At 63.7% G+C, this 21,164-nt stretch carries 21 protein-coding genes; 5 read left to right on the plus strand and 16 right to left on the minus strand.

The genetic code is table 11. The features are described 5' to 3' along the window. From ACMGF8_RS17570 to ACMGF8_RS17605, 8 genes are all read right to left on the minus strand, one after another. A complete protein-coding gene (locus ACMGF8_RS17570) occupies window positions 1-1,782 on the minus strand; it encodes an FAD-dependent oxidoreductase (protein WP_416756891.1) in 1,782 nt (593 codons plus the stop codon). A gap of 133 nt (window positions 1,783-1,915) precedes the next feature. Next, window positions 1,916-4,126 carry an ankyrin repeat domain-containing protein gene (locus ACMGF8_RS17575; RefSeq protein WP_416756892.1) on the minus strand — a complete coding sequence of 737 codons (2,211 nt, stop codon included), beginning with the start codon at window positions 4,124-4,126 and terminating at the stop codon, window positions 1,916-1,918. Further along, a complete protein-coding gene (locus tag ACMGF8_RS17580; RefSeq protein WP_102864300.1) occupies window positions 4,117-4,317 on the minus strand; it encodes a hypothetical protein in 201 nt (66 codons plus the stop codon). Before ACMGF8_RS17580 ends, ACMGF8_RS17575 begins: the two co-directional genes overlap by 10 nt. 56 nt (window positions 4,318-4,373) lie before the next feature. Continuing rightward, on the minus strand, window positions 4,374-4,532 hold the full coding sequence (locus ACMGF8_RS17585) for a hypothetical protein (protein ID WP_180988598.1): 159 nt from the start codon (window positions 4,530-4,532) through the stop codon (window positions 4,374-4,376). A 191-nt stretch (window positions 4,533-4,723) separates the two neighbouring features. Further along, complete coding sequence (locus ACMGF8_RS17590; RefSeq protein WP_416756895.1) at window positions 4,724-5,344, minus strand: class I SAM-dependent methyltransferase; 621 nt, start codon at window positions 5,342-5,344, stop codon at window positions 4,724-4,726. 177 nt (window positions 5,345-5,521) lie between these two features. Beyond that, window positions 5,522-6,895: a nucleotide 5'-monophosphate nucleosidase PpnN gene (gene ppnN / locus ACMGF8_RS17595; protein ID WP_102879885.1), complete on the minus strand. Its 1,374-nt coding sequence runs from the start codon at window positions 6,893-6,895 to the stop codon at window positions 5,522-5,524. 223 nt (window positions 6,896-7,118) lie between these two features. Beyond that, window positions 7,119-7,784, minus strand: a complete 666-nt coding sequence (locus ACMGF8_RS17600) for a suppressor of fused domain protein (protein ID WP_416756896.1) — start codon at window positions 7,782-7,784, stop codon at window positions 7,119-7,121. A gap of 51 nt (window positions 7,785-7,835) precedes the next feature. Then, complete coding sequence (locus ACMGF8_RS17605) at window positions 7,836-8,585, minus strand: SIR2 family NAD-dependent protein deacylase (RefSeq protein WP_207815270.1); 750 nt, start codon at window positions 8,583-8,585, stop codon at window positions 7,836-7,838. A gap of 180 nt (window positions 8,586-8,765) precedes the next feature. Here ACMGF8_RS17605 and ACMGF8_RS17610 point away from each other — a divergent pair, with 180 nt between their 5' ends. Then, the gene (locus ACMGF8_RS17610) at window positions 8,766-9,170 is read left to right on the plus strand and encodes a response regulator (protein ID WP_102864305.1); all 405 of its coding nucleotides are present in this window, start codon (window positions 8,766-8,768) and stop codon (window positions 9,168-9,170) included. A 33-nt stretch (window positions 9,171-9,203) separates the two neighbouring features. On the opposite strand, the gene ACMGF8_RS17615 is transcribed toward ACMGF8_RS17610, so the two are convergent. Beyond that, complete coding sequence (locus ACMGF8_RS17615) at window positions 9,204-10,073, minus strand: isocitrate lyase/PEP mutase family protein (RefSeq protein ID WP_102864306.1); 870 nt, start codon at window positions 10,071-10,073, stop codon at window positions 9,204-9,206. Between the two features lie 438 nt (window positions 10,074-10,511). Between ACMGF8_RS17615 and ACMGF8_RS17620 the strand changes: the two genes are divergently transcribed. Next, a complete protein-coding gene (locus tag ACMGF8_RS17620) occupies window positions 10,512-11,639 on the plus strand; it encodes a saccharopine dehydrogenase family protein (protein WP_416756897.1) in 1,128 nt (375 codons plus the stop codon). A gap of 7 nt (window positions 11,640-11,646) precedes the next feature. Here ACMGF8_RS17620 and ACMGF8_RS17625 read toward each other — a convergent pair whose 3' ends face one another. The 3 genes from ACMGF8_RS17625 to ACMGF8_RS17635 all read right to left on the minus strand — a co-directional run bounded on the left by ACMGF8_RS17625 (window position 11,647) and on the right by ACMGF8_RS17635 (window position 15,053). Then, entirely contained in the window at window positions 11,647-12,972 is a 1,326-nt protein-coding gene (locus ACMGF8_RS17625) for a hypothetical protein (RefSeq protein ID WP_296409184.1), read from the minus strand. 140 nt (window positions 12,973-13,112) lie between these two features. Further along, a complete protein-coding gene (locus ACMGF8_RS17630) occupies window positions 13,113-14,060 on the minus strand; it encodes a diguanylate cyclase (RefSeq protein WP_416756898.1) in 948 nt (315 codons plus the stop codon). A gap of 3 nt (window positions 14,061-14,063) precedes the next feature. Next, window positions 14,064-15,053 (minus strand): response regulator, encoded by a 990-nt coding sequence (locus ACMGF8_RS17635; protein ID WP_102864310.1) that lies wholly within the window; start codon window positions 15,051-15,053, stop codon window positions 14,064-14,066. Window positions 15,054-15,762: 709 nt separating this feature from the next. Between ACMGF8_RS17635 and ACMGF8_RS17640 the strand changes: the two genes are divergently transcribed. Next, window positions 15,763-16,299 (plus strand): DUF4174 domain-containing protein, encoded by a 537-nt coding sequence (locus ACMGF8_RS17640; protein ID WP_102864311.1) that lies wholly within the window; start codon window positions 15,763-15,765, stop codon window positions 16,297-16,299. Between the two features lie 64 nt (window positions 16,300-16,363). Here ACMGF8_RS17640 and ACMGF8_RS17645 read toward each other — a convergent pair whose 3' ends face one another. Next, window positions 16,364-17,554, minus strand: coding sequence for an aspartate aminotransferase family protein (locus ACMGF8_RS17645; protein WP_416756899.1), 1,191 nt, complete (start codon window positions 17,552-17,554; stop codon window positions 16,364-16,366). Between the two features lie 101 nt (window positions 17,555-17,655). Here ACMGF8_RS17645 and ACMGF8_RS17650 point away from each other — a divergent pair, with 101 nt between their 5' ends. Continuing rightward, window positions 17,656-18,603, plus strand: coding sequence for a LysR family transcriptional regulator (locus ACMGF8_RS17650; protein WP_102864313.1), 948 nt, complete (start codon window positions 17,656-17,658; stop codon window positions 18,601-18,603). Here the strand turns inward: ACMGF8_RS17650 and ACMGF8_RS17655 are convergent. The 3 genes from ACMGF8_RS17655 to ACMGF8_RS17665 are packed head-to-tail and all read right to left on the minus strand — an operon-like array spanning window position 18,555 to window position 20,324. Next, window positions 18,555-19,061 (minus strand): NUDIX hydrolase, encoded by a 507-nt coding sequence (locus ACMGF8_RS17655; RefSeq protein ID WP_416756900.1) that lies wholly within the window; start codon window positions 19,059-19,061, stop codon window positions 18,555-18,557. The genes ACMGF8_RS17650 and ACMGF8_RS17655 overlap by 49 nt on opposite strands. Before the next feature lie 8 nt (window positions 19,062-19,069). Then, entirely contained in the window at window positions 19,070-19,777 is a 708-nt protein-coding gene (locus tag ACMGF8_RS17660; RefSeq protein ID WP_416756901.1) for an NUDIX hydrolase, read from the minus strand. Window position 19,778: 1 nt separating this feature from the next. Then, window positions 19,779-20,324 carry an adenylyltransferase/cytidyltransferase family protein gene (locus ACMGF8_RS17665; protein ID WP_102864316.1) on the minus strand — a complete coding sequence of 182 codons (546 nt, stop codon included), beginning with the start codon at window positions 20,322-20,324 and terminating at the stop codon, window positions 19,779-19,781. Between the two features lie 183 nt (window positions 20,325-20,507). Here ACMGF8_RS17665 and ACMGF8_RS17670 point away from each other — a divergent pair, with 183 nt between their 5' ends. After that, window positions 20,508-21,155: an isochorismatase family protein gene (locus ACMGF8_RS17670; RefSeq protein ID WP_110595813.1), complete on the plus strand. Its 648-nt coding sequence runs from the start codon at window positions 20,508-20,510 to the stop codon at window positions 21,153-21,155. The last annotated feature ends 9 nt before the right edge of the window (window positions 21,156-21,164 follow it).

The following is a 21,164-nucleotide window of genomic DNA, read 5'->3' on the forward strand; positions in this document are numbered from 1 at the left end:
TCAATGCATCGCAGCGCATTGTCCGGAACCTGCGCCAAGGGCCGGTTCGAGGATCACCTCATAGTCACTGACGCCTGCGGCATGGCGCCCGGCAATGTAGCCGAAGGTCATGGCCGGCCCCAGGTTGATGCCCCCGGACGGGTAGAAGCCGCCCATGACACTGGCCATGTCGGTGCCCGCGGCATACAGCCCCGGGATCACCGCCCCGGCCTGATCCAGTACTTGGGCCTGGGGGCTGGTCTTGAGCCCGGCAAAGGTGCCGAAACTGCCGGGCAGCACTTTGACCCCATAGAACGGCCCTTGCTGGATAGGCGCCACGCAGGGGTTAGGCCCTGGGTGCAGGGCGTCACCCTGCTTGCGGTTGTAGGGCGTCGAACCGCGACCGAACTCAGGGTCCTGACCCTGCCGGGCATGCTGGTTGAACGCTTGTACCGTGGCGGCCAGGCCTTGTGGGTCGATGCCGCAACGCCGTGCCAGCTCCTGGATGGAGTCGGCCCGTTGCAGGTAGCCGTTGCGCACCAGATGGCCCACGGGCAGGGGGAAGGGGCGGGCATAACCCAGTCCGTAACGACGCTGGAAGCGGTGGTCGCAGATCAGCCAGGACGCCACTTCCTCGCCGGCCGGAACCGCTTCCACCATGGCCGCGGTGTAGTCGTAGTAACCGTCGGCCTCGTTGACGAAGCGTTTGCCATTGGCCAGCACCCCGATCACCCCGGGCTTGGCCCGATCGATGATATGGGGAAAGTGGCCGATGCTGCCGTCGGCGTGTTGCACCCGCGATACCGGGGCCCAGGCCACCGGGCTGGCCAGGTCGGTGGCCAGCACGGCACCGGCGGCCTCACCGAGACGAATGCCGTCTCCCGAGCAGCTCAAGGGGGGCAAGGCCAGATGCTCATCGGGGCCAGGCGCCCGGGGAAACAGCGCCTGGCGTCGAACCGGGTCCTGGGCAAAACCGCCGGCCGCCAGGACCACGCCGCGACGGGCACGGATCTCCCGCGGCCCCTGAGGCGTGTCGACCAGGGCGCCGTGCACCCCTTGATCGTCCTGTAGCAGCGAGCGGGCCGGCGACGACTCCAGCAGATTCACTCCCAGGTCCTGGGCCGACTTCGCCAGCCTGCCGATCAGCGCCACGCCGTTCACCAGGTGCATGGCTCGGCCATGCAGCGCCAAGTCCCGCAGATGGCGGATAAAGCGCTTGCCCACATGCAACAGCGACTTGAACGAGCGCGTCATGCTGAGAAAGGCGCCCAGGTCGGCCCCGGCCATGATTGGCATGCCCAGGAACGAGGTCTCGCGCAGGGTCCGGCGCAGGCGCGCCAGCAAGGGACCGATGGCCCGGGCGTCATAGGGCGCGGCGATCACCTGATGACCCTCGATGCCAGCTCCGGGCACCTGGCCGTGGATGTCCGGAATGCCATTGCCGTCGACGAACTGCAGGGCGGTGTGCTGTTCGAAGAACGCCACCATTTGTGGGCCGTTATCAAGAAAGGCGTCGATGCGTCCGGCGTCGTAGCCTTCGCCCAGTTCATGCCTGAGGTAGGTGCGCGGTTGCTGCGGGTTTTCATGGATGCCGGCGCGGCGCGCCAGGGGATTACCCGGCACCCACATCCAGCCACCGGACCAGGCACTGGCACCGCCGAAAGTGGAATCCTTTTCCACTACTACCACCTTCAGTCCATGCCAGGCGGCGGTCACGGCACAGGCCAGGCCGGCAGCGCCGGAGCCGATCACCAGCAGGTCACAATCCAGGGGCGGGAGGGTTGCGGCGGTAACTTCGCTCACGATGACAGGCCTTTTCGATGTAATTATAAAAAGTGGAATTGTGTTCCATATTGTTGGAAAACTATTTCATAGTGACTGCGAGGCTGTCAAACCAGCCCGGGCTTGTACTTTGAAAATGGGCCTGCGAGTGGTTTCAACCCTGTGATGCGCGCAGGAAGGCCAGCACGTGCCGGGCTTGGTGACACAAGGCGATCTTCCAGCAGTCGGCGCCTTGTTCATCTTGTTGCAGCGGGTCGCCACCGACAGCGAGCATGGCCTTGAACAGTTCCAGCTGATCGTCTTCGGCAGCCAGCATCAGCGGCGTACGGCCCGGGCAGGGATAGGCATGAGAGGCATTGGGGTCAGCGCCATGACGCAACAGCAGGTGGGCAATTTGCATCAACTGCCGGGGATCGCAGCGTTCGCGTTCCACTGCCAGCAGGGTCTTGAGAATCGCTTGATGCGACGGCTGATCGGGGTCCATGAGCGCGCGCTGGCCGAAGGCTCCAGCGCTGCTGCCCAACTGACGGCGCAGCACCTCTTGGCTCACCGCGTCTGCTTGCTTGATCAGGCTTTGTACCTTGTCCATGGCCTTGCCCGGTTGTTGCAACTGCCACAGTTTGCCGAGGCAGTGGTACAGCGGCGTCTGCTCCGGGTAGAGCCCGGGAGCATTGGCCGAGGCCCCCATCTGCAGCAGCCTGGCCACCACTTTGGCGTCGCCCATGTCGATGGCCTGCATCAGTGGGGTCAGGCGCTTTTTGCGGGTGCACTGGTCGAGGGTGGCGGCCTCGTGAGGCTGGTCCAGCAGCAGGTCGAGGGTCGAGCGATCTCCTCGGTCATGGGCGCATTGCAGGGCACAGAGCAGCGCTGAACCTTGGGCCTCGTCCTTCAGGTTGACGTTCGCGCCATGCTGCAACAGGGCACGGACCGCCACGGCCTGACCTTCGGAGGCGAACCAGAGCAATTGCGGATACCGACGTTTCTGCCGATCGATGGTGTAGATCGCAATAACCCGGTCAGGGCGTTGCAGGTCGACCTTGATGTTCCCGGTCTCGGCGGGGTCGAACGCAAGGATCGGCCACTGCGGTTGCGCTCTGTGGTCTTCGGCCTCCGGGAAGAAGCCTGGCGCCGGGAACAGTCGGGTAAACAGCTGCTTCAGTTGGCTGATTTCCCAGTCGCTGATCACCGGGCCTTGCTCAAGGCCCAGGGAACTGAACAGTCCCAGTATCAGCGCCTGGTGCTTCAGGCGCTTGAGCCGGGGCCGGTCTTGCAGCATCGCCGCCAGGCTCAGGCACTCCTCCAGCAGGTTCAGTTGCAAGCGACCGGCGCGATACAGGGCTGCTGACAGGGCCGCGTCGTAATGCCTCATGGCCGTGGAGTAGTTGCCCGACAGCAATTGCCAGCGGCCTTCGAACCAGGCACTGAAATATCCGGTCCGGCCGTCCGTATCATGGCGCTCCTGCAGCTTGATGAAGTCGTCTAGCATCTGCCGTGCCTGAGCCTGGCTGCCGGCGGCCTTGCCCCGGGTCGGCGTCAGGTGTTCCCGCAGCCATTGGGCGCCGGGCTTGAGGATGTTCAGGCGTTGCCCGGCCTCAAGGTTGAGGCGCTCCAGGGACTGGCGGCCACTTTGTGCCGCGGGCCCCAGCAGCAGGGTGTGCAGCACTTTTTGCCTGAACCCCGGGAGGCCGACGGCGAGCAATTGCTGGTCGAAGTGACCAAGGGCTCGGGCCGTCACCAGCCAGGGTCCCAGGTCGGCCACCAACTGTGGCTTGTCGCTGACTTTTTCCAGGGTCCTGAGCAGTGTCTTGAGACTCGACAGATCGGCCTGTCGGGGCCCTTTGCGCCAACGCCCCAGTTGATCACGGGCATCCTTGCTGTCGGGATAGAGGCGTTGAGCCAGTTGCTGGGCCGAATCCCCACTCTGTTGTTCGAACCATTGCAGGACCACCCCCAGAGGAAACTGATCCTTGTCCAGCAGCTGTGGCAGTTGCGGGCCGCTGAAACGCCGTTGCAATTGCTGGAGAAAGTCGCCGACCGGTGAGGCGTAGTGTTCCACCAGCGCTGGCAGGGCCTGCTGGCGGCTCAGGCTATCCAGCCCCAGGTTCTTGACCAGATCGAGGTAGTGGGCTTGCAGATAATCGACGAAGGCTTCGAGGTACAGGGCAAAGTCACGGTCCAGCTGACTCAAGGGTTCAATCAGCAGCTCGCGCTTGAGCTTGGGAAACAGGCTCCAGTCGTGATCGCTCTCGGCCAAGGCGACCAGTTGCTTGCGGCGCGCGGCGTCAGTGGATTTGGTATCGAAGGCTGCCGTGAGCAACTGGTAGCACTCTCCCAGGCTGGGAAAGGGGGATTGGGTTAGCGGCATTCGAGCCTCCGTAACATCAGTTTGAAGTTCAGCAGCGCCCGACAGTCGCTCGGCGTGCAGGGCACCGGGATCGACCCCTTACCTGGGGCCGTGAGCTTCCCATGGCGTTTGCCACGATGGAACAGCCAGCCTTGGCGCAATTGTTGTTTGACCAGCCTGGCGATGTCTTTGTCATTACTGTAGTGGGGCATGGCGGCCTCCTTGGCCTGGCCCCCGCCAGCCAATACTGACGGGGGCGCTGTCGGGCTCAAGGGTTGGTGTTTTTCGCGGCAGCGCGTTGCGCCCGGGCAGCAAAGCTGTCCGCCGTAACCTGGCCCTTGCCGGCCTTGGCGGCACTGCTGGTGATGCGCGAGGCCGACGCCTGGTCCATCGGCGACGGGTTGGCGGAAGGGTTGTTTTTCGACATGAGGGTAATCTCCGTTGGATGACTGCCGAACTGGCAGTGAATCGAGATTACCCAGGGGGGAATTGCTTGGCGGCGGCGCCGATGGCGCAAAAAAACAGAAAAATTCCAGGCGCCCTGCAACGCCCGTCAGGTCGGCGTTGCAGGTGCTCCGATGATTGATTGCAACAGCCCGAAGAATGGTTGGCGAAGGCTCAAGGAGTATGGGGTTTGCGCAGGATCAGGTCGAACCTGTGGTTGTGCTTGGGACCGCGCAGGCTCTTGCCCAGCCCTTCGCTTTCCTCGAAATGCTCGATGTGCAGGCCGGCGCACAGTGCCTGTGCGGCGCTGCGGGAGTGAAAAGTCAGGTCTGGCGCCGTGGCCCATTGGTCCCGCTCACCGAACAGCTGGCCCACCAGCAACGCGCCGGGTTGCAAGGCCTCGACTTGCACCTGCCAGAACCGGGCGAAGGCGTCGGGGCGACAGAACGGCCAGGCCAGTCCGGCGTGAATCAGTTGGGCCGGCGCCAGTTCATTGAGGGTTTCGAACTGCCCCTGGACGGCACGTAGGTGACCTCCGGCGAGGGTTCCGGCGCGTTCTTTGAGGCGCTCGATGGCGCTCGCTTCCTGGTCGATGGCCAGCACTCTCCAGCCGCGCTCCAGCAATAAGCGGGTCTCGATGCCCGAACCGCAACCCAGGTCGATGGCCAGAGGGTGGTCCATGTCGGGCAGGTTCAAGGCCAGGGCGCGGCACAACAGGGGCGAAGGAGGGCGACCCTCGAAAGTCTTGTAGAAGGCTTCCCACCGGGCGGACGTCTCACTGTCTGGTGCTGGCATGAATCACTCCTTGATGGTTGGCGCCACATCCTACCGGAGCCCGGCCATCCTTTGCCGGGTTTCAGCTAGCACAAAGCCGAGGGGGCGGCCTGGCGCGTGAGGCAAATGCCGGGCAAGAAAAAGCCGCGCGCTCCCAGGGAACGCGCGGCGCTGTTCAACCACCGAAGGGGCTGGGGATCAGCTCACTACGCGGTAGCACGGCACATAGGCCGCGCCGCCTGGCAGCTTCATGCGGTGCTGCTCGACGAAGGCTTTGAGCAGTTGGTCCAGGGGCTGCATGATCGCCGGGTCACCGTGAATGCTGTAGGGACCTTTCTGTTCGATCAGGCGGATGCCCTGGTCCTTGACGTTGCCGGCGACGATGCCGGAGAACGCTCGGCGCAGGTTGGCCGCCAGTTCGTGGGGCGCCAGGGCGTGGTTCAGTTGCAGGTTGGCCATGTTCTCGTGGGTTGGATCGAAGGGGCGCTGAAAGCCCTCGTCAATCTTCAGCAGCCAGTTGAAGTGGAAGGCGTCGTTGCGTTCGCGGCGGAACTGCTTGACGGTCTTCAGCCCTTCGGTCATCTGCCGGGCCACTTCTGCCGGGTTGTCGATGATGATCTGGTAGTGCTTCTGCGCCGCTTCGCCCAGGGTCGCCAGGACAAAGGCGTTGAGCTGCTCCAGATAGGGCGCTGCGCTCTTGGGACCGGTCAGGATCACCGGGAACGGCAGTTCACGGTTGTCCGGGTGCATCAGGATGCCCAGCAGGTAGAGGAATTCCTCGGCGGTGCCGGCGCCCCCCGGGAAGATGATGATGCCGTGGCCGACACGCACGAAGGCCTCCAGGCGCTTCTCGATGTCCGGCAGGATCACCAGCTCGTTGACGATGGGGTTCGGTGCTTCGGCGGCGATGATCCCCGGCTCGGTCAGGCCCAGGTAGCGGCCGCCGCTCATGCGCTGCTTGGCGTGGGCGATGGTGGCGCCTTTCATCGGGCCCTTCATCACGCCCGGACCGCAGCCGGTGCAGATGTCCAGCTTGCGCAGGCCCAGTTCGTGGCCGACCTTCTTGGTGTATTTGTATTCTTCGGTGTTGATCGAGTGGCCGCCCCAGCACACCACCATCTTCGGCTCCACGCCGGGCCGCAGGGTGCGGGCGTTGCGCAGCAGGTGGAAGACGTAGTCGGTGATGCCCTGGGAGCTCTCCAGGTCGATGCGCTGGCTGTCCAGTTCGTTCTCGGTGTAGACGATGTCGCGCAGGGCGCTGAAGAGCATTTCCCGGGTGCTGGCAATCATCTCGCCATCGACGAAGGCGTCGGCCGGTGCGTTCAGCAGTTCCAGGCGCACGCCACGGTCCTGCTGGTGAATGCGCACTTCGAAATCGTGGTAGGCGTCGAGGATGGTCTTGGCGTTATCGACGTGGGCGCCGGTGTTGAGGATCGCCAGGGCGCACTGGCGGAACAGCGTGTAGATGCTGCCGGAACCGGCGGCGCTGAGTTGTTGCACTTCACGTTGCGAGAGGGTCTCCAGGCTGCCTTTCGGGCTCACCGAAGCATTGATCACTTGTCTTTGCGGCATTAATCCATTTCCTGAAATCGGCGCCACCGCGCCATGTGCGGTCAGTGGCGAAAAAACGGCGGGGCAGTGAAAGAGCCACCGGTACGGGGCTTGGTTTCCAGCGGCAGGGCAAGAAAGCAAACGTCGTCGCGAGATTGTTCGCTGTCTGAATCTACCTCAAGCGGGCCCGCTGTGGCTGGAAAAATGACGATCCGTCACGGTCGCGGTGAATTTTCATCGAGCCTCAGCAGACGCTGGCCCGTGCCGGATCCATCACCGGCGAGGCTACGGCCTGGGTCAGGCGTTGCTGCAGGGCCGGATAACCCGCGCTCTGGCCCCAGGCGTGTTCGTCCAGGGTCAGACCGACGATCTGCAGGAATTCGAAGCGTCCGCTCAGCAATTGATGAGGCCCGGAAAAAGCCGGCGCGGGAACGAACAGCAATGCCTGCAACAGGCTGTCGCCGCCGTCGATGGGTTGCCCGGTACGCATGCGGTCCCATTCGCCCAGAGGCTGCTGCTCGCCGAAACGGCCGGCGGCCAGTAGCAGTTGATAGGCGCAAAATTTACGCAGCAGGTGCAGGGCCCAGGGCGCCTGCTCGCGGGTTTCCAGCAGCAGTTCCTGGCCCATCCCGGACCAGCCATCGGCTTCGGGTTGCGCATCTTCCCAGGCATTGGACAGCCCTGAAGTGACGTACAGCCAACTGCTGCGCGTGGTGGTAGGCGGAGATTCGAAGACTCCGTGGCTGAGCCAGCGCGGGTCAATTTCGGTCTGACCGAAGACCTCGCTGAACAGCGCCATGTCCAGGGGGTAGATGCCTGGGCCCAGGTCGCCGAACAGCGCCGGGTAGAGTTGTTCTTCACGTTGTGCCCAGGCGGCTTCAAACCATGAAGAGTCGGGGGATTGCAGCATGTGAAAGCGTCCTTGAACAGAAATGGTGGCTCGGCTTGAGCCGCCAGAAAATCAGGCAAAGGCCTGGCGCAGCAGTTGCGGCAGAATCTCTCCGGCCTTGCCCACCAGGCTGTATTCCTCAGGCTTCGTACAGGCCTGGGGCTGCGGGTTGATGTGCACCACGCAGGCACCTTGCTCCAGCGCCAGTTTGGGGATCTGCGCCGCCGGCTGCACCAGACCCGAGGTGCCTATCGACAACAGCAGGTCGCATTCGCCTGCCGCTTTGAATGCCTCCTTGAGGATGTGCGGTGGCAGGGCTTCGCCGAACCACACCACCCCGGGGCGGATCTTGCCGTTGCAGCCGGTGCAACGGGGGGGCTCCAGGCTGCAACCCTGCTCCGGCAACAGGGGTTCTGGCAGTTTGCCGCTGAAGGGGCGGTTGCAGGCGAAGCACTTGGGGTGATGCAGGCTGCCGTGCAGGTGCAGCACCGAGGGGCTGCCGGCGCGCTCGTGCAGGTCATCGACATTCTGGGTGATCAGGGTCAGGCGCGGTACGCGCCGGGCCAGTTCGGCAATCGCCAGGTGGGCCGGGTTGGGTCGGGCCTGGAGCACTTTCATGCGGCGCCATTCATACCAGCCCCAGACCAGCGCCGGGTCCTCGCGAAAGGCTTGGGGCGTGGCCAGCCGCGCCGGGTCGAAGTTCTCCCACAATCCGGTCAGGGCGTCGCGAAAGGTCGGGATGGCGCTTTCGGCCGAGACTCCGGCGCCACTGAACACCACCAGGTGTCGGGCCTGGGCCAGGCGTTGGGGATCGAACTCCATGGATGACCTGTCTCCCTTGTTACGCTGATATCGGGGTCGCATTATCGCCAGCCGGTTCGGACCTGTCCGAAAAAAACACTGCGGGCGCATCGGGAATGAATTTATCGTCAAGCCGCCGCTCATAACTCTTGTCAGCGGTCCTGTCCGTAGAGTCCTCAAACCTTCAGGGAGTGTTACCCCATGTGCCCAGCCTCGTCCGTCAACCCAGACGCCACCTCCCGTTTGATCCTGGTGGTGGAGGATGAACCGACGGTGCTGGAGTTCCTGTGCGAGATTCTGCAGGACGAGGGGTTTGCCACCGAGGCCATGGAGAGTGCCGACCGGGCCTGGGAATTCCTCCAGCAACATGCCGCGGACGTGGCCCTGCTGCTGACCGATATCACCATGCCCGGCCGGCTCAATGGCGCCAGCCTGAGCAACCTGTGCGGTGAGCACTGGCCGTCGCTGCCCATTGTGGTCATGTCGGGGTTCGAGACCCCCGAGAGTTCCGGGGTGCGTTATCCGGTGTCCTTCATTCGCAAGCCCTGGACCATCGGGCAGATCCTCGATTGTGTGGAAGGCGCGCTGAAATCGGCCCAGGGTTGAGGCGTTGCGCCTCACCCCGGCCCATCGCCGGTGTTACTCCTTGACGCTCATGAACTCCTTGGCCCAGACGATGTAGTCCTCGGGCTGGGTGTAGGTATGAGCCAGTTCGGTGGCACTCAGGTCCGAGGCCTGGGTGAAGATCTGCCGCTGTTCCCGCAGGCAGTCGTAAGTGGCCTTGATCGCGGCGAAGTAGGCGGCGTGGCCGTCCACCACGATTTTCACTCCCAGCTCCGCCAGGCGTGCGTCATCGCGCAGGGCCGGGTTGCCGTAGGTCACCAGCATCAGCGGCACACTCAGGTGCTCGGAGATCTGTTCCAGTTGCTCGAAATCACGGATGCCCACCATGCAGATGGCGTCGGCGCCGGCACGTTGATACTGCTGGGTGCGGCTGATGATTTCCTGCACCGGAAGAATCCCGGCGTTGGTCCGGGCGATGATCGCCAGTTCGTTATCGACCCGGGCTTCCAGGGCGGCGCGGATCTTGCCGACGCCTTCGGCAACGCCTATCAGGTCGGTGGATTTACGCCCGAATTGCGCGGGCAGCAGGGTGTCTTCGATGGTCAGCGCGGCGATGCCGGCACGCTCCAGTTCAACCACGGTGCGCATCACGTTGAGGGCGTTGCCATAACCATGGTCGGCATCGGCGATCACCGGCAACTGGGCCACGCGGCCGATGCGGGTGGCCTGTTCGGCGAATTCGCTGAGGGTGATCAGGGCGAAGTCAGGGGCCGCCAGCACTTGCAGCGAAGCCACGGAGCCACCCAGGATGCCCACTTCAAAACCCAGGTCGGCGGCGATACGGGCAGACATCGGGTCGAACACGGAAGCGGTGTGGTAGCAGGAGTTGGAAGCGATCAGTTCACGGAAACCGCGGCGCAAATCTTGATGGGAAAGCCTGGACATAACAGCTCCGAGATAGGATCGAGAGATCGACCTTGAGGTCGAGTCAGATTTTGCAATCAGTTCCCTTGGCGAGCCGATGATTGAAGGGCTCACAGCGAAACGTTAGTTGGGCAGATGAAGGTGAAGCAAAGGGGGGTAACAAGGCGTCTGGGTCTCACTCGGTTGCGTGAACCGGCAAGTTTATTATGCGAAGCCGACATAGCGGGACGAGGCTAACACGCTCCAAGGCCCGAGTTGATGAGGAATTTGCATAGCATTATGCCGGACCGGCATTGGCATTTTTTTTCTAACCGAATATTACGACGCTTCGCCGAAGGCGGTTGAGGAGGCCGCCGCGGGCAACCGGGGGCTTGTCGATCCCTGGCAAATCCACCAAGCTGCCGCGCTTCGAATGGCAGCTTGGCAGCTGCGCAATGGCTTGGTTCAAGGATGCAAGTAATGACGCTCAGGGTGTTGGTGGTCGGTGGTTATGGCAATTTTGGCAGCATCGTCTGCCGCTATCTGATCCAGACGCCCGGGGTGCATCTGCTGATTTCCGGGCGTGACCCGCGCAAGCTCGCGGCCAAGGTTCAGGCGCTGCAAGCCGAGGCTGGACAGCCCTGCGAAGGCTGGTGCGGCGATGCCATGGGCCCGCAGTGGGTGCCGGCGCTCAAGGCCCTGGATGTGCATTGGGTGATCCACACCGCAGGGCCGTTCCAGGGCCAGTCCTACGCGGTGGCCCAGGGCTGCATCGAGGCTGGGGTCAACTACTGCGACCTGGCCGACTGCCGCCAGTTCGTGCGCGGTATCGGCACCCTGGATGAGGCGGCTCGGGCCGCCGGGGTGACCCTCCTCAGCGGATGCAGTTCGGTGCCGACCCTGTCGACGGCGATCATCGATGAGCACCGTGAGCGTTTCTCCCGCATCGATCGGATCGAGCACGGTATTTCCTCCTCGGCGAAAATGCCCGGCCTGTCCACCATCCAGGGTGTACTGGCCTACGCCGGCCGGCCGATCCTGCAACTCAAGGACGGCCAGCCGCTCCCGGTGATCGGCTGGCAGGGCCTGACCTTGCGCAAGCTGCCCAGGCTGGGCACGCGGCTGGTGGCCAATGTCGATGTACCGGACCTGGACCTGTTCGCCGAGCGTTATGGTGCCCACACCTTGAGCTTCAAGGCGGGTGCCGGGCTGAAGGTCGCCGGGCTGGCCAACGCCCTGCTGGCCCAGGCGGTGAAGCTCGGGCTGATCGCCGACCCGGCGCCCTGGGCTGCGCGTCTGCATCGTTGCGGCACTTGGTTTGAAGGTTTCGGCGACGGCCTCAGTGCCCTGTACGTGGACGTGCATGGCCTGGGCCAGGACGGTCAGCCGCTGTCGATGTACGCGCAGTTGACCGCCACCCACGATCACGGCCCGGAGATCCCCAGCTGCGCTGCGGTGGCCCTGGTGCACAAGCTGCTGGCCGGCCATGTGCCGGTCTCGGGGGCGCGCTCCAGTGCTGGCGAGGTCAGTGTCGAGGAGTACCTGCGGGCGATCGATGATCCGGATCACCTGCAACTGCGGGTGAGTTTCTCGCGCCCGCCGGTTTAAAACCCACTCACCACAGCAGCGGCTTGGCGAAGTCCTTCCAGAACAGCCAGCGCCGCAGCTCGTGGTGCTCGCCGGTGCCGATCTGCCAGTCCGGTCGTCCGCTATCCAGGGCGATCTGGACGATGATCCCGGCATAGGTCGCGGCCACCAGGGTCTTGCCGTCGACGCTGATGTCCATGGCGGTGAGGGTCGAGCCGATGTAGTGCTGCCAGCGTTCTTCGCCGGTTTCACTGATGGCCCGCAGGTAACCGTAGGCGTCGCCGATGATGAACTCGTCGCCCCGTGAAGCCGCGGCATACACCCGGGCGCCTTCTTGCAGCACCGGGGTGCGCGGGTCGTCGCTGTAGAAGTCGGTGGAGAGCCCCGGCAGGTCGGCTACCGCCACCCCCACGCTGGCGCCGCCATAGAAGTGGCAGGCATTGAGCAGCAGGCGGTCGCCGCGCTGGTTGAAGTGAGCGAAGTGCGGGTACTCGCTGGCGGGGCCGATCTGCGCGACCTGTTGCAACCTCGCATCGAACACCAGGTGCATCCCGCTTTGCTCGCCGATGGCGATCCACTGGCCATCGGGCGACACCGCGCCATGTTCCATGCTCAGGCCGATGCTCAGGTCTTCGGCGGCGACGCCGTCGGCCAGGTCCTGCTGGATGTCCTCAAGGCTGCGCAGCAGGCGGGTGGCGCCATCGGCAGCCAGGACGAAGATGCCGTCGGCACTCACCAGCAGCACCCGGCGCCCGTCAGGGAAAGGAATCAGGCTGGTGGCAGAGGGGCGTCCGCTGTCTTCAAGCTCCAGACCTGCCGGCAGGCCGGCGTGAGGGGCGGGCCAGGGAAAGCTGGCCACCTGAGGCCCATTCCAGCCGTCAGTGACCTGGATGCCGTCGGCCCGGCCCCAGGCGAAATAACGCCGCTGCGGGCACATGCCGAAGCACTCCACCTGCTCCAGGGTCTGGATCCGCGCATCGTCGATATGCACCACGAAGCCGGCCTCGTAGGGCGCGCCGATGCGTGCCAGCAGGCTACCGTCCGGCAACAGGGCCAGGGTCGGAATCATCCGCCCCTGGCTTTCCAGGCGTGGCGTCAGTGGGAAGTGTGCCGGTGGCCAGTCCTGGCGGAACGCCTGGCGCGCGGCCTCATCATGGGGGGCCTGATTGCTCGCTTCCAGGGCCGCTTGCCAGTCCTGCAACAGGTGCTCGGTGTCGGGCATGTTCGGTTCCTTCAAGCCCTTCCAGCCCTCGCGGGTGCCGGTTTCGACATAGTGGTTGATGTCGCGGGCATAGGTCAGCACGGCTTGCTGCCATTGCTGTTGCGGGGACAGGTTCGAATTCGACTGGGACATGCGCGCAGGACTCCTTGTGGCGCTGGAAAAGGCGTAGCAGACCGGGGGATGGACCGGAAAAGCGCGCAGTTTATCCCTTGGCGGCGGCTTTTTTTCAAGGGGCCTGAGTGCCCTTGTTCAAGGCGCCCGAGTCCTGCTGTTCAAGGCGTGTAGGTGCTGACCCGATTGCGCCCGGCGTGCTTGGAGGCGTACAGCGCCTGGTCGGCCCACTCGATCAGGCAACGGTGGTCCCGGGCCGGACGGTCGAGGCAGGCGATGCCCAGGCTGATGGTGAAGGCGATGGCCTGGCCGTTGTGGATCACCTGTTGTGCTTCCACCGACTGGCGCAGGCGCTCGGCCAGGGTGTGGGCACCGGCCAGATCGGTGTGGGGCAGGAGGATGGCGAACTCTTCGCCGCCATAACGCCCGGCCACATCGCTGTCGCGCACATGCTCGTGGATCAGTTGCGACACGCGTTTGATCACTGCATCGCCGGCCTGGTGCCCGTAGCGATCGTTGATCGACTTGAAGTGGTCGATGTCCAGCATCAGCAGGGCAATGGCGTTGCCGTGGCGGCTGTATTCGAACGCCAGGCGCTGTTCCCAGTGGCCGCGGTTGAACAGCTGGGTCAGGTGATCGACGCGTGACAGGTGCTGCAACTGCTGGTTGGCCTTCTGCAACGCCAGGCTGTTGATCGCCACGTCAGTGAGGTCGTAGATCACCAGGCAGACGTGATGGATCTCGCTGTTGGACGAACGCAGCGGCAGCAGCGTGGTGTTCTGGTACATGAACTCGCCCTGGCCGGTGATCGGCTGGTAGTTGTTGAAATGCACCAGGTATGGCCGTTGCTTCCAGATGGTGAAGGCCGGCGTGCCCAGGGCCACCACACGCCCGACCTTGCGGGTGAACCAAGGTCGCTCGACCTCGGGGAACAGCTCGAAAAAGGACTGGTCGATGGCCTGCTTGGACGGCACGCCGGAGCGGTTCTCCATGAAGCTGTTCCACACCTGGACCCGGCACTCCAGATCGAGCACCACGATCCCCACATCGATGCTCTGGACTACCGCCAGCAGCCAGTGCAGTTCACTGAAATCCATTCGTTTGGGCATGGCTCAATTCATCAGGTAGGCGAGCTTCTGTTCCAGCAAGGCCATGGAGCTCTCGGTGAACAGCAGCAACAGGTCGAAGTGGATGTTCTGTTCTTCCAGGCTGTAGCTGATCTCCACCGCTTGGGTCCTGTTCCAGCGTTGCTGGTTGAGCACGATCAATTCATCGATGGTGGTGTGTTCGCCGAGCACCTGGGGATGACCCACGGAAAAGAACACATCCAACTGCTCGGCAATGCTGCTCAAGCAGGCACCGATCAACACGCTGGACAGGTCGATCAGCACTTCCATTTCCTGATAGGGATCGGTGCCCTGTTCCATCAGTTGGGCGATGTCGGCCACTTCCGAGTCGTAGAACATCAGCAGCGCTTCGCCGGCAATGCCGCTGCCGATATAGCTTTGGCAGATGGCAGTCAGTTGCCGGGCGCGATTGGCATCGGCCAGGAGCATCTGCAGTTCGCCGGCCTCCAGCACATTGACGTGAGGGATCGGCAGGTGCACGAACACGTCCAGGACCTTGGCGATCAGCGCCGCGGCGTAGCCCATGGAGACGTTGACGGTTTCCCGGAACGCGTCGCGAAAGGTTACCAGGGGTGGCGGCGAGAGGGGGGCGACGGGTGATGCGCCAGGGCTGTCCAGCAGTTGCAGTTCGTTGAGCAGTGCACGCAACTGCTGGGGATCGAAGGGCTTCTTCAGGAAGGCCCGGGCCCCCAGTTCGCGGGTGCGACGGACCGCTTCTTCCTGGACGTCGCCGGAGATGACGATGATCTGTGCGTCGATGCCTTCTTCCTGTACCGCACTCAAGACCTGGTAGCCGTCCATCACCGGCATGGTCAGGTCCAGCAACGCCACCTTGCCCAGCCCCCGGCGCAGGGCTTCCAGGCCTTCGCGGCCGTTGCAGGCCTGGGTCACGGACACCCGCCACTCGCTGGGCAAGGTCCGCAGCACCTGCTTGCGGGCCATGCTCGAGTCATCGCAGACGAGGAGAGGGATCATCGGGGTCGGACGCTCATTCGAAAAAACCGCCGTTGGATAACGTTCAGGAATATAACGAGTTGCCGCGCAATAAGGGTGGTGTAACGGGCTGTCCGTGCCGCGCCGCACTATAGTTCGGTCGGCAATGGAAGAACAAGTCGGCGTTCATTGCGTTATTTGTTCCAGATCATTGTTCTGTGCATTGAACTGCAGAGCGAGTTGCAACTTTCGGCTGATATCAGTCTGTGCCTCGATGCGTTGTTCCCTTTGCATTGCTGGGTGAGTTCAGCGAGATGCTGAAAGATCGAAAGCCCCCATATAGAAAGGGTGGTTAAAGGTCAGCGAACCGTTGTGCCTGTTTTCTGGCGTTTGCAAAATGGCACTTTGCAAGCAACTTTAAAATGCGGCCGTTCAATACGCTTGATGTACGAGCGGGTCAGGGACGGTGGTATGAAAGACGGCATATTCTGCTGCCGGAGGAGGGCATGAAAGTTTCGGCGCAACCGCTGTTCCGATACTCCGTACAGCCCGCTTATATGCAACAAAACCTTACCGTGGAATGCACTTCGATGATCGCTGCCAACCCTGTAGCCCTTGTTTCCCGCCGCCTATAGAGCACGAGGCACAGGCCCGGCCGGCCGGGCAAAAAAATGTCAGATTTTGAGTCCCGGCCTGGACCTTTTCCTGCAATGCGCAATCATTACTGCGTGGAAAACATAAGGAGAGACGCATGTTCATTCGGTCATTGACCCTCGCTACTCTGCTCGCTGTCGCCGGCCCGGTCCTGGCGGCCGACAACGACGGCCCATTGGCTCAGGACCTGGGCAAGTCACGGCCATTGATCGTGATCGCCCCCAGCACCGTGGACCCGACCCTGGTGAGCCTGAAGAAGTCCCTGGATGAGCCGGCGACCCGTCAAGCCTTCAACGAACGCAACATGGTCCTGTACACGGTGATCAACACCATCGGCCAGCGCGATGGCAAGGACATCGACCCGCAATCCACCATGGCCCTGATCCGCAGCCTCAAGCTGGGGGCGGGGGCCCAGACCAAGGTGATCCTGGTGGGCAAGGACGGCGAGAAAAAGCTCGAGCACTCCGGGAGCATCGAGCTCAAGGAAGTCTTCAGCGCGGTCGACCAGTTGCCGGCGGCAGAGAAACAGGCCGCGGCTCCAGCTCCGGCTCCCGAGCCAGAAACCAAACCGGCCAGTGCCAAGGCCGGCAAGGCGGCCAAGCCGGCGGCGGCGCCCAAGCCGCTGGACGACTGAAATGCATAGCCGGCTAGCCCGGGGCAGGCGCTGCGCGCCCCGGAACTTGCCCAGCGTCATCGCGTCAGTCGTGGCGCGATGACAGCGCCTCGAGGGTCTGGCGCAGCCCGTCGACGATCATCTCCACTTCTGCGGCATCGATCACCAAGGGGGGCAGCAGGCGGATGGTCGTGCCCCGGGTGACATTGATCAGCAGGCCATGATCACGGGCAGCGATCTGCACCAACTGCTGGGCCGGCTGCACCAGCTCGATACCCACCATCAGCCCCAGCCCGCGAATCTCCCGTACCGCCGGATGTCCCGCCAGTTCCTCCCGCAACCGACCTAGCAACTGGGCGCCGCGTTGCTCGGCGTTAGTCAGCAACTGCTGTTCCTCGATGATGTCCAGCACGGTGCAGGCCGCCCGGCAGGCCAGGGGATTGCCGCCGAAGGTACTGCCATGGCTGCCTGGGGTGAACAGTTCGGCGGCCTTGCCCCGGGCCAGGCAGGCACCGATGGGAATGCCATTGCCCAGGCCCTTGGCCAGGGTCATCACGTCCGGTACCACGCCTTCGTGCTGGCAGGCGAACCAGCGCCCGGTGCGGCCGATGCCGCTCTGGATCTCGTCGAGCATCAGCAGCCAGTTGCGCCGGGTGCACAGCTCACGCACGGCCTTGAGGTAGCCGGGCGCAGCCAGCTGGATGCCGCTTTCACCCTGGATCGGCTCCATCAGCACCGCGCTGATGCGCGGACCGTGCTTGGCAACGACCGATTCCAGGGCGGCCAGATCGCCGAACGGCACCTTGAGAAAACCGTCCGGCAACTGGCCGTAGCCCAGACGCACTGCCGGGCCGTCGCTGGCGGCCAGGGTGGCCAGGGTCCGGCCATGAAAGGCGTTTTCCATGACCACCACCAGGGGCTGCTCGATGCCTTTGTGCCAGGCGTGCAGGCGCGCCAGCTTGAGGGCGGTTTCATTGGCTTCGGCCCCGGAATTGTTGAAGAACACCCGCTCCATGCCACTCAGCTGGGTCAGTTTGGCAGCCAGTTGCTGCTGCCAGTGGATGTCATAGAGGTTGGAACTGTGCAGCAGCAGGCCGGCCTGTTCGCGGATGGCGCTGACCAGGCGTGGATGAGAGTGGCCGACAGCGGTCACCGCGACTCCGGCGATGGCGTCCAGGTACTCACGCCCGGTCTGGTCCCAGAGGCGGCTGCCCAGGCCCTTGCAGAAGCTCAGGGCGAGGGGCTGGTAGGTGCTCATCAGGCAGGCGGCGGTCATGGCGGGCGACTCCATCTCAGGGGGTGTGCTGCCAGTATCGTTAGCCATTCAGGCTAGATAAACTCGCCATTTCTTTAATCATCTTGAAGTCAGGGTTGATAATGGATCTGTTCCAGGCAATGTCGGTGTACGTCAAGGTGGTGGAGGCGGGAAACATGACGGCCGCCGCCCGGGAATGCGCAATGTCCACCACCATGGTGGGCAATCACTTGCGGGCCCTGGAGCAGCGCCTTGGAGTGCGCCTGCTCAACCGCACGACGCGACGCCAGCGCCTTACCGAATTCGGCACCGAGTACTACCAGCGTTGTCTGGCGGTACTGGGCCTGGTAGCAGACTCCGAGCGCCTGGCGGAGCAGGCTCAAGGCGAGCCCTCCGGCACCTTGCGCATCACCGCGCCGCTGACCTTCGGCACCGAGCGCCTGGCTCCGGCCCTGAGCGAGTTCCGGGAGCGCTGTCCGCAGGTCAAGGTGGAACTGACCCTGGCCAATCAGCGTTTCGACTTGAGCGACGGCGCCTTCGATGTGGCCGTGCGTCTGGGCAACCTGGACAACTCAGCGCTGATTGCCCGGCCGCTGCAGGATTACACCCTGACCATCTGCGCCGCTCCGGAGTACCTGGAGCGTTGCGGCACCCCGCAGGTTCCCGAGGATCTGCAGCAGCACAACTGCCTGGCATTTGCCTACCCGGCCGGTGACGAGTGGAGTTCCACCGCCACGCAATGGCCATTGCGCGGGCCCGAGGGGGATGTGCTGATTCCGGTGTCCGGCTCGTTGCTGACCAACACTTCGTCCGGGTTGCACCGGGCGGCGCGGGGTGGGCTGGGGCTGGTGATGATGCCCGATGCGCTGGTGGAGGAGGACCTGCAGCAGGGCCGGCTGGTGCCGGTGCTGCAGGATTATCAGTTGCCGTTTCGGACGATGCACCTGCTGTATGCCCAGGACCGCTATCGCCTGCCCAAGCTGCGCAGCTTTGTCGACTTCGCCCTGGAGAAGTGGGGGCGTCAGGCCGACTCGGCGGCCAGCAACATCATTGCTGCCGACAGGGTGTGAGCGTCGGTGATCTGGCCGGCGGCGATCATCGCCAGCAACTCCTGGCGGCTGACCCACAGTACATGGTCCACCTCGCCATCGGTGGCGGTGGTCTGCTGTTCGGCGATTTCGACCTGACACACCGCCACCGCGCTGGCGATCAGCGAAGTGTTGCTGTGCAGCAAGCCCAGTTGGCGGACCTGCGATGCCTGCCAGCCGGTCTCTTCCAGCAGTTCCCGGGCCGCCGCGTCACAGGCGCTTTCACCGGCATCGATGGCGCCCCGGGGAAACTCGATGGACTGGCCGCCAATGGCCCGGCGCTTGAGCTCGACCAGCATCAGCCGGCCATCGGCCAGGGTCGGCACGGCCACCACGCCGTTGACCGCCTGGGCTTCCTTGATGATGAAGTAGCCGTTTTCGCGGACCACCTTGAAGTAGGGGGTTTGCAGTAGGCATTGGTTGTCGGGGGTGGAACTCATGGGCGCTATTACTCCAGGAAACAACGATCGAACAGGTACAGCTCGGTGGGCTTGAGGCTTTCCACCGTGGCTTGCGGGCGGCCGCCATCGCCGCTTTTCTTGCGCCCGGTTTCCTGCAGGTAACCGGCTTCGCTCATCTTCAGCAGGCGCTGGCGGATGCTGGTCTTGAGCACCGGCCGTTGCAGCACCCGGGAGAAGATGCTCACCGCCTCGGGGGCGCTGAACTCCTGGCCGAGAAACATCAGCGGCAGGCTGCTGTACAGGGATTTGGAAAACAGCCGCTCCCGTGTCTGGGCCACCAGGCTGTTGTGGTCGAACGGCAACTTGAAGGCGCCGCTGGCCACCTCGCCGAGGGCGAAGAAACCCTGCTGCGGGCCCGGCTGCACCGGGTCGCTGACGATCCCCAGGTAGAAGGTCGAGGACGACCAGCAGCGCGGGTCGCGGAAGGCGTCGCCGACGGTGCCCACCTGTTCCAGCCAGGCCAGGGGCATGTCCACTTTGCTTGATCGGCGCAGGCGTTCCACCGCGTCATTCAGGCTGCGGTCCTCGACATCGCCGTTGACCACGATGCCCGGCAGCGCCCAGTGTCCGGCGAATGGCTCGCTGTCCCGTTGGTGAAGGAGAATTTCCAGCTCGCAGCGCTCGCGGTTGTAGCGCAGCAGGCACAGGTCAATGGTGTGCAGGTAGGCGCTGGGGAGGGTGGTGCGATCGTGCATATCAACTTCCGTGGACGGCGTAGAGGCCGTAGTTTAGCGGATTCATGCCCGGTGCCAGCCATTGGCTGGGCGGTGTTTCGCCGCGGGCCAGGCACTGGCGCAATACGCTGCTGCGCACCCCGGGCTGTTCCTCGATGCAGAGGATGGAAAAGCGTTGCAGCAATTCTTCGCCGCGATGGAACCTGGGCAACTGCCGCGCCACGTCTTCACCCACCACCAGGGCGATGCGCTTGCCGTCCAGGGCCAGGTCGTCGGCCAGGCGTTGCAGCAGAGTGAAGCTGTAGACCGGACCCGGATCGACCAGGGCCAGCTGCCGCTCCAGGCGGCTGACCGCCAACTCGGCCTGGCACTCGGGCTGCAAGTGCGTGGTGATCGCCTGCAACCAGTTGGCCCGTTGCTCGAAATCGGCCATGCGCTTGCCATCCGGGTGGCGAAAGCTCGGGACTACCAGTACCCGGCGGGCGTGGCGAGCGGCTTCGAGCATCACCTGGGCGTGTCCGGCGTGGGGCGGGTTGAAGGCGCCGCCATAGAGGGCCAGTTCAAACATCTGCTTTTCCTCATTTGGTACATGACGTGTACCTTAGCATTGCTTTTGTCGGCGGAGAATCTCCTTTTGCACCTTGTTAGTGCAGATTGGTTGAAGATCGACTGATAGAAATAAAATCCATAGGGGTTTGCCATGAAAGTACATGACATGTACTTTGTGCTCCATGCAGAGGAGAGACCCAGCATGAACAGCCAAACGATGAAGACCGCTTCCTTCGATGTCGATGCACAAAAGAGCTTTACCCCGCTGTGCCCGAACGAGTTGCCCGTGGCCGAAGGCGATCGCATCGGCGGCGAGCTGAATTTCATGGCGACCTTGGCCAGCCTGCGCATCGGCAGCAAGGACGCCCACAGCCCCCAGGCTCCCTGGGTGGTGGCCGAGCACGCACAGATGCTCCAGCCCACCGGCCTGGAACACGCCGACCTGACCTGGGTCAGCCACTGCGTACCGGGCACCGCAGGCTTCACCCTGCTGGACGAGTTGCCCACGCCGTACGACTACGACTACTTCGTGTGGAAGGGCGTGGAGCCGGACCTGCACCCCTATGGCGCCTGCTATCACGACCTGCACGGCAAGCTCTCCACCGGGGTCATCGAGTACCTCAACAGCCAGGGCGTGCAACAAGTCATCGTCGGCGGCCTGGCCCTGGATTTCTGCGTCAAGACCACCGCCCTGCAACTGGCCGCCGCCGGCTTCAAGGTGATCATTCACCTGCCGGCCTGTCGCGCCATCAGCGCCGAGGGTGCTACCCAGGCGATCGACGACATGCAACGAGCGGGCATCGCGGTGGCCGCGACCCGCGAAGCAACCGCCAGACTGGCCAAGGCCTGAGGAGTCATC

The sequence above is a fragment of the Pseudomonas sp. BNK-7 genome, from assembly GCF_048072025.1.
Classification (GTDB): domain Bacteria; phylum Pseudomonadota; class Gammaproteobacteria; order Pseudomonadales; family Pseudomonadaceae; genus Aquipseudomonas; species Aquipseudomonas danubii.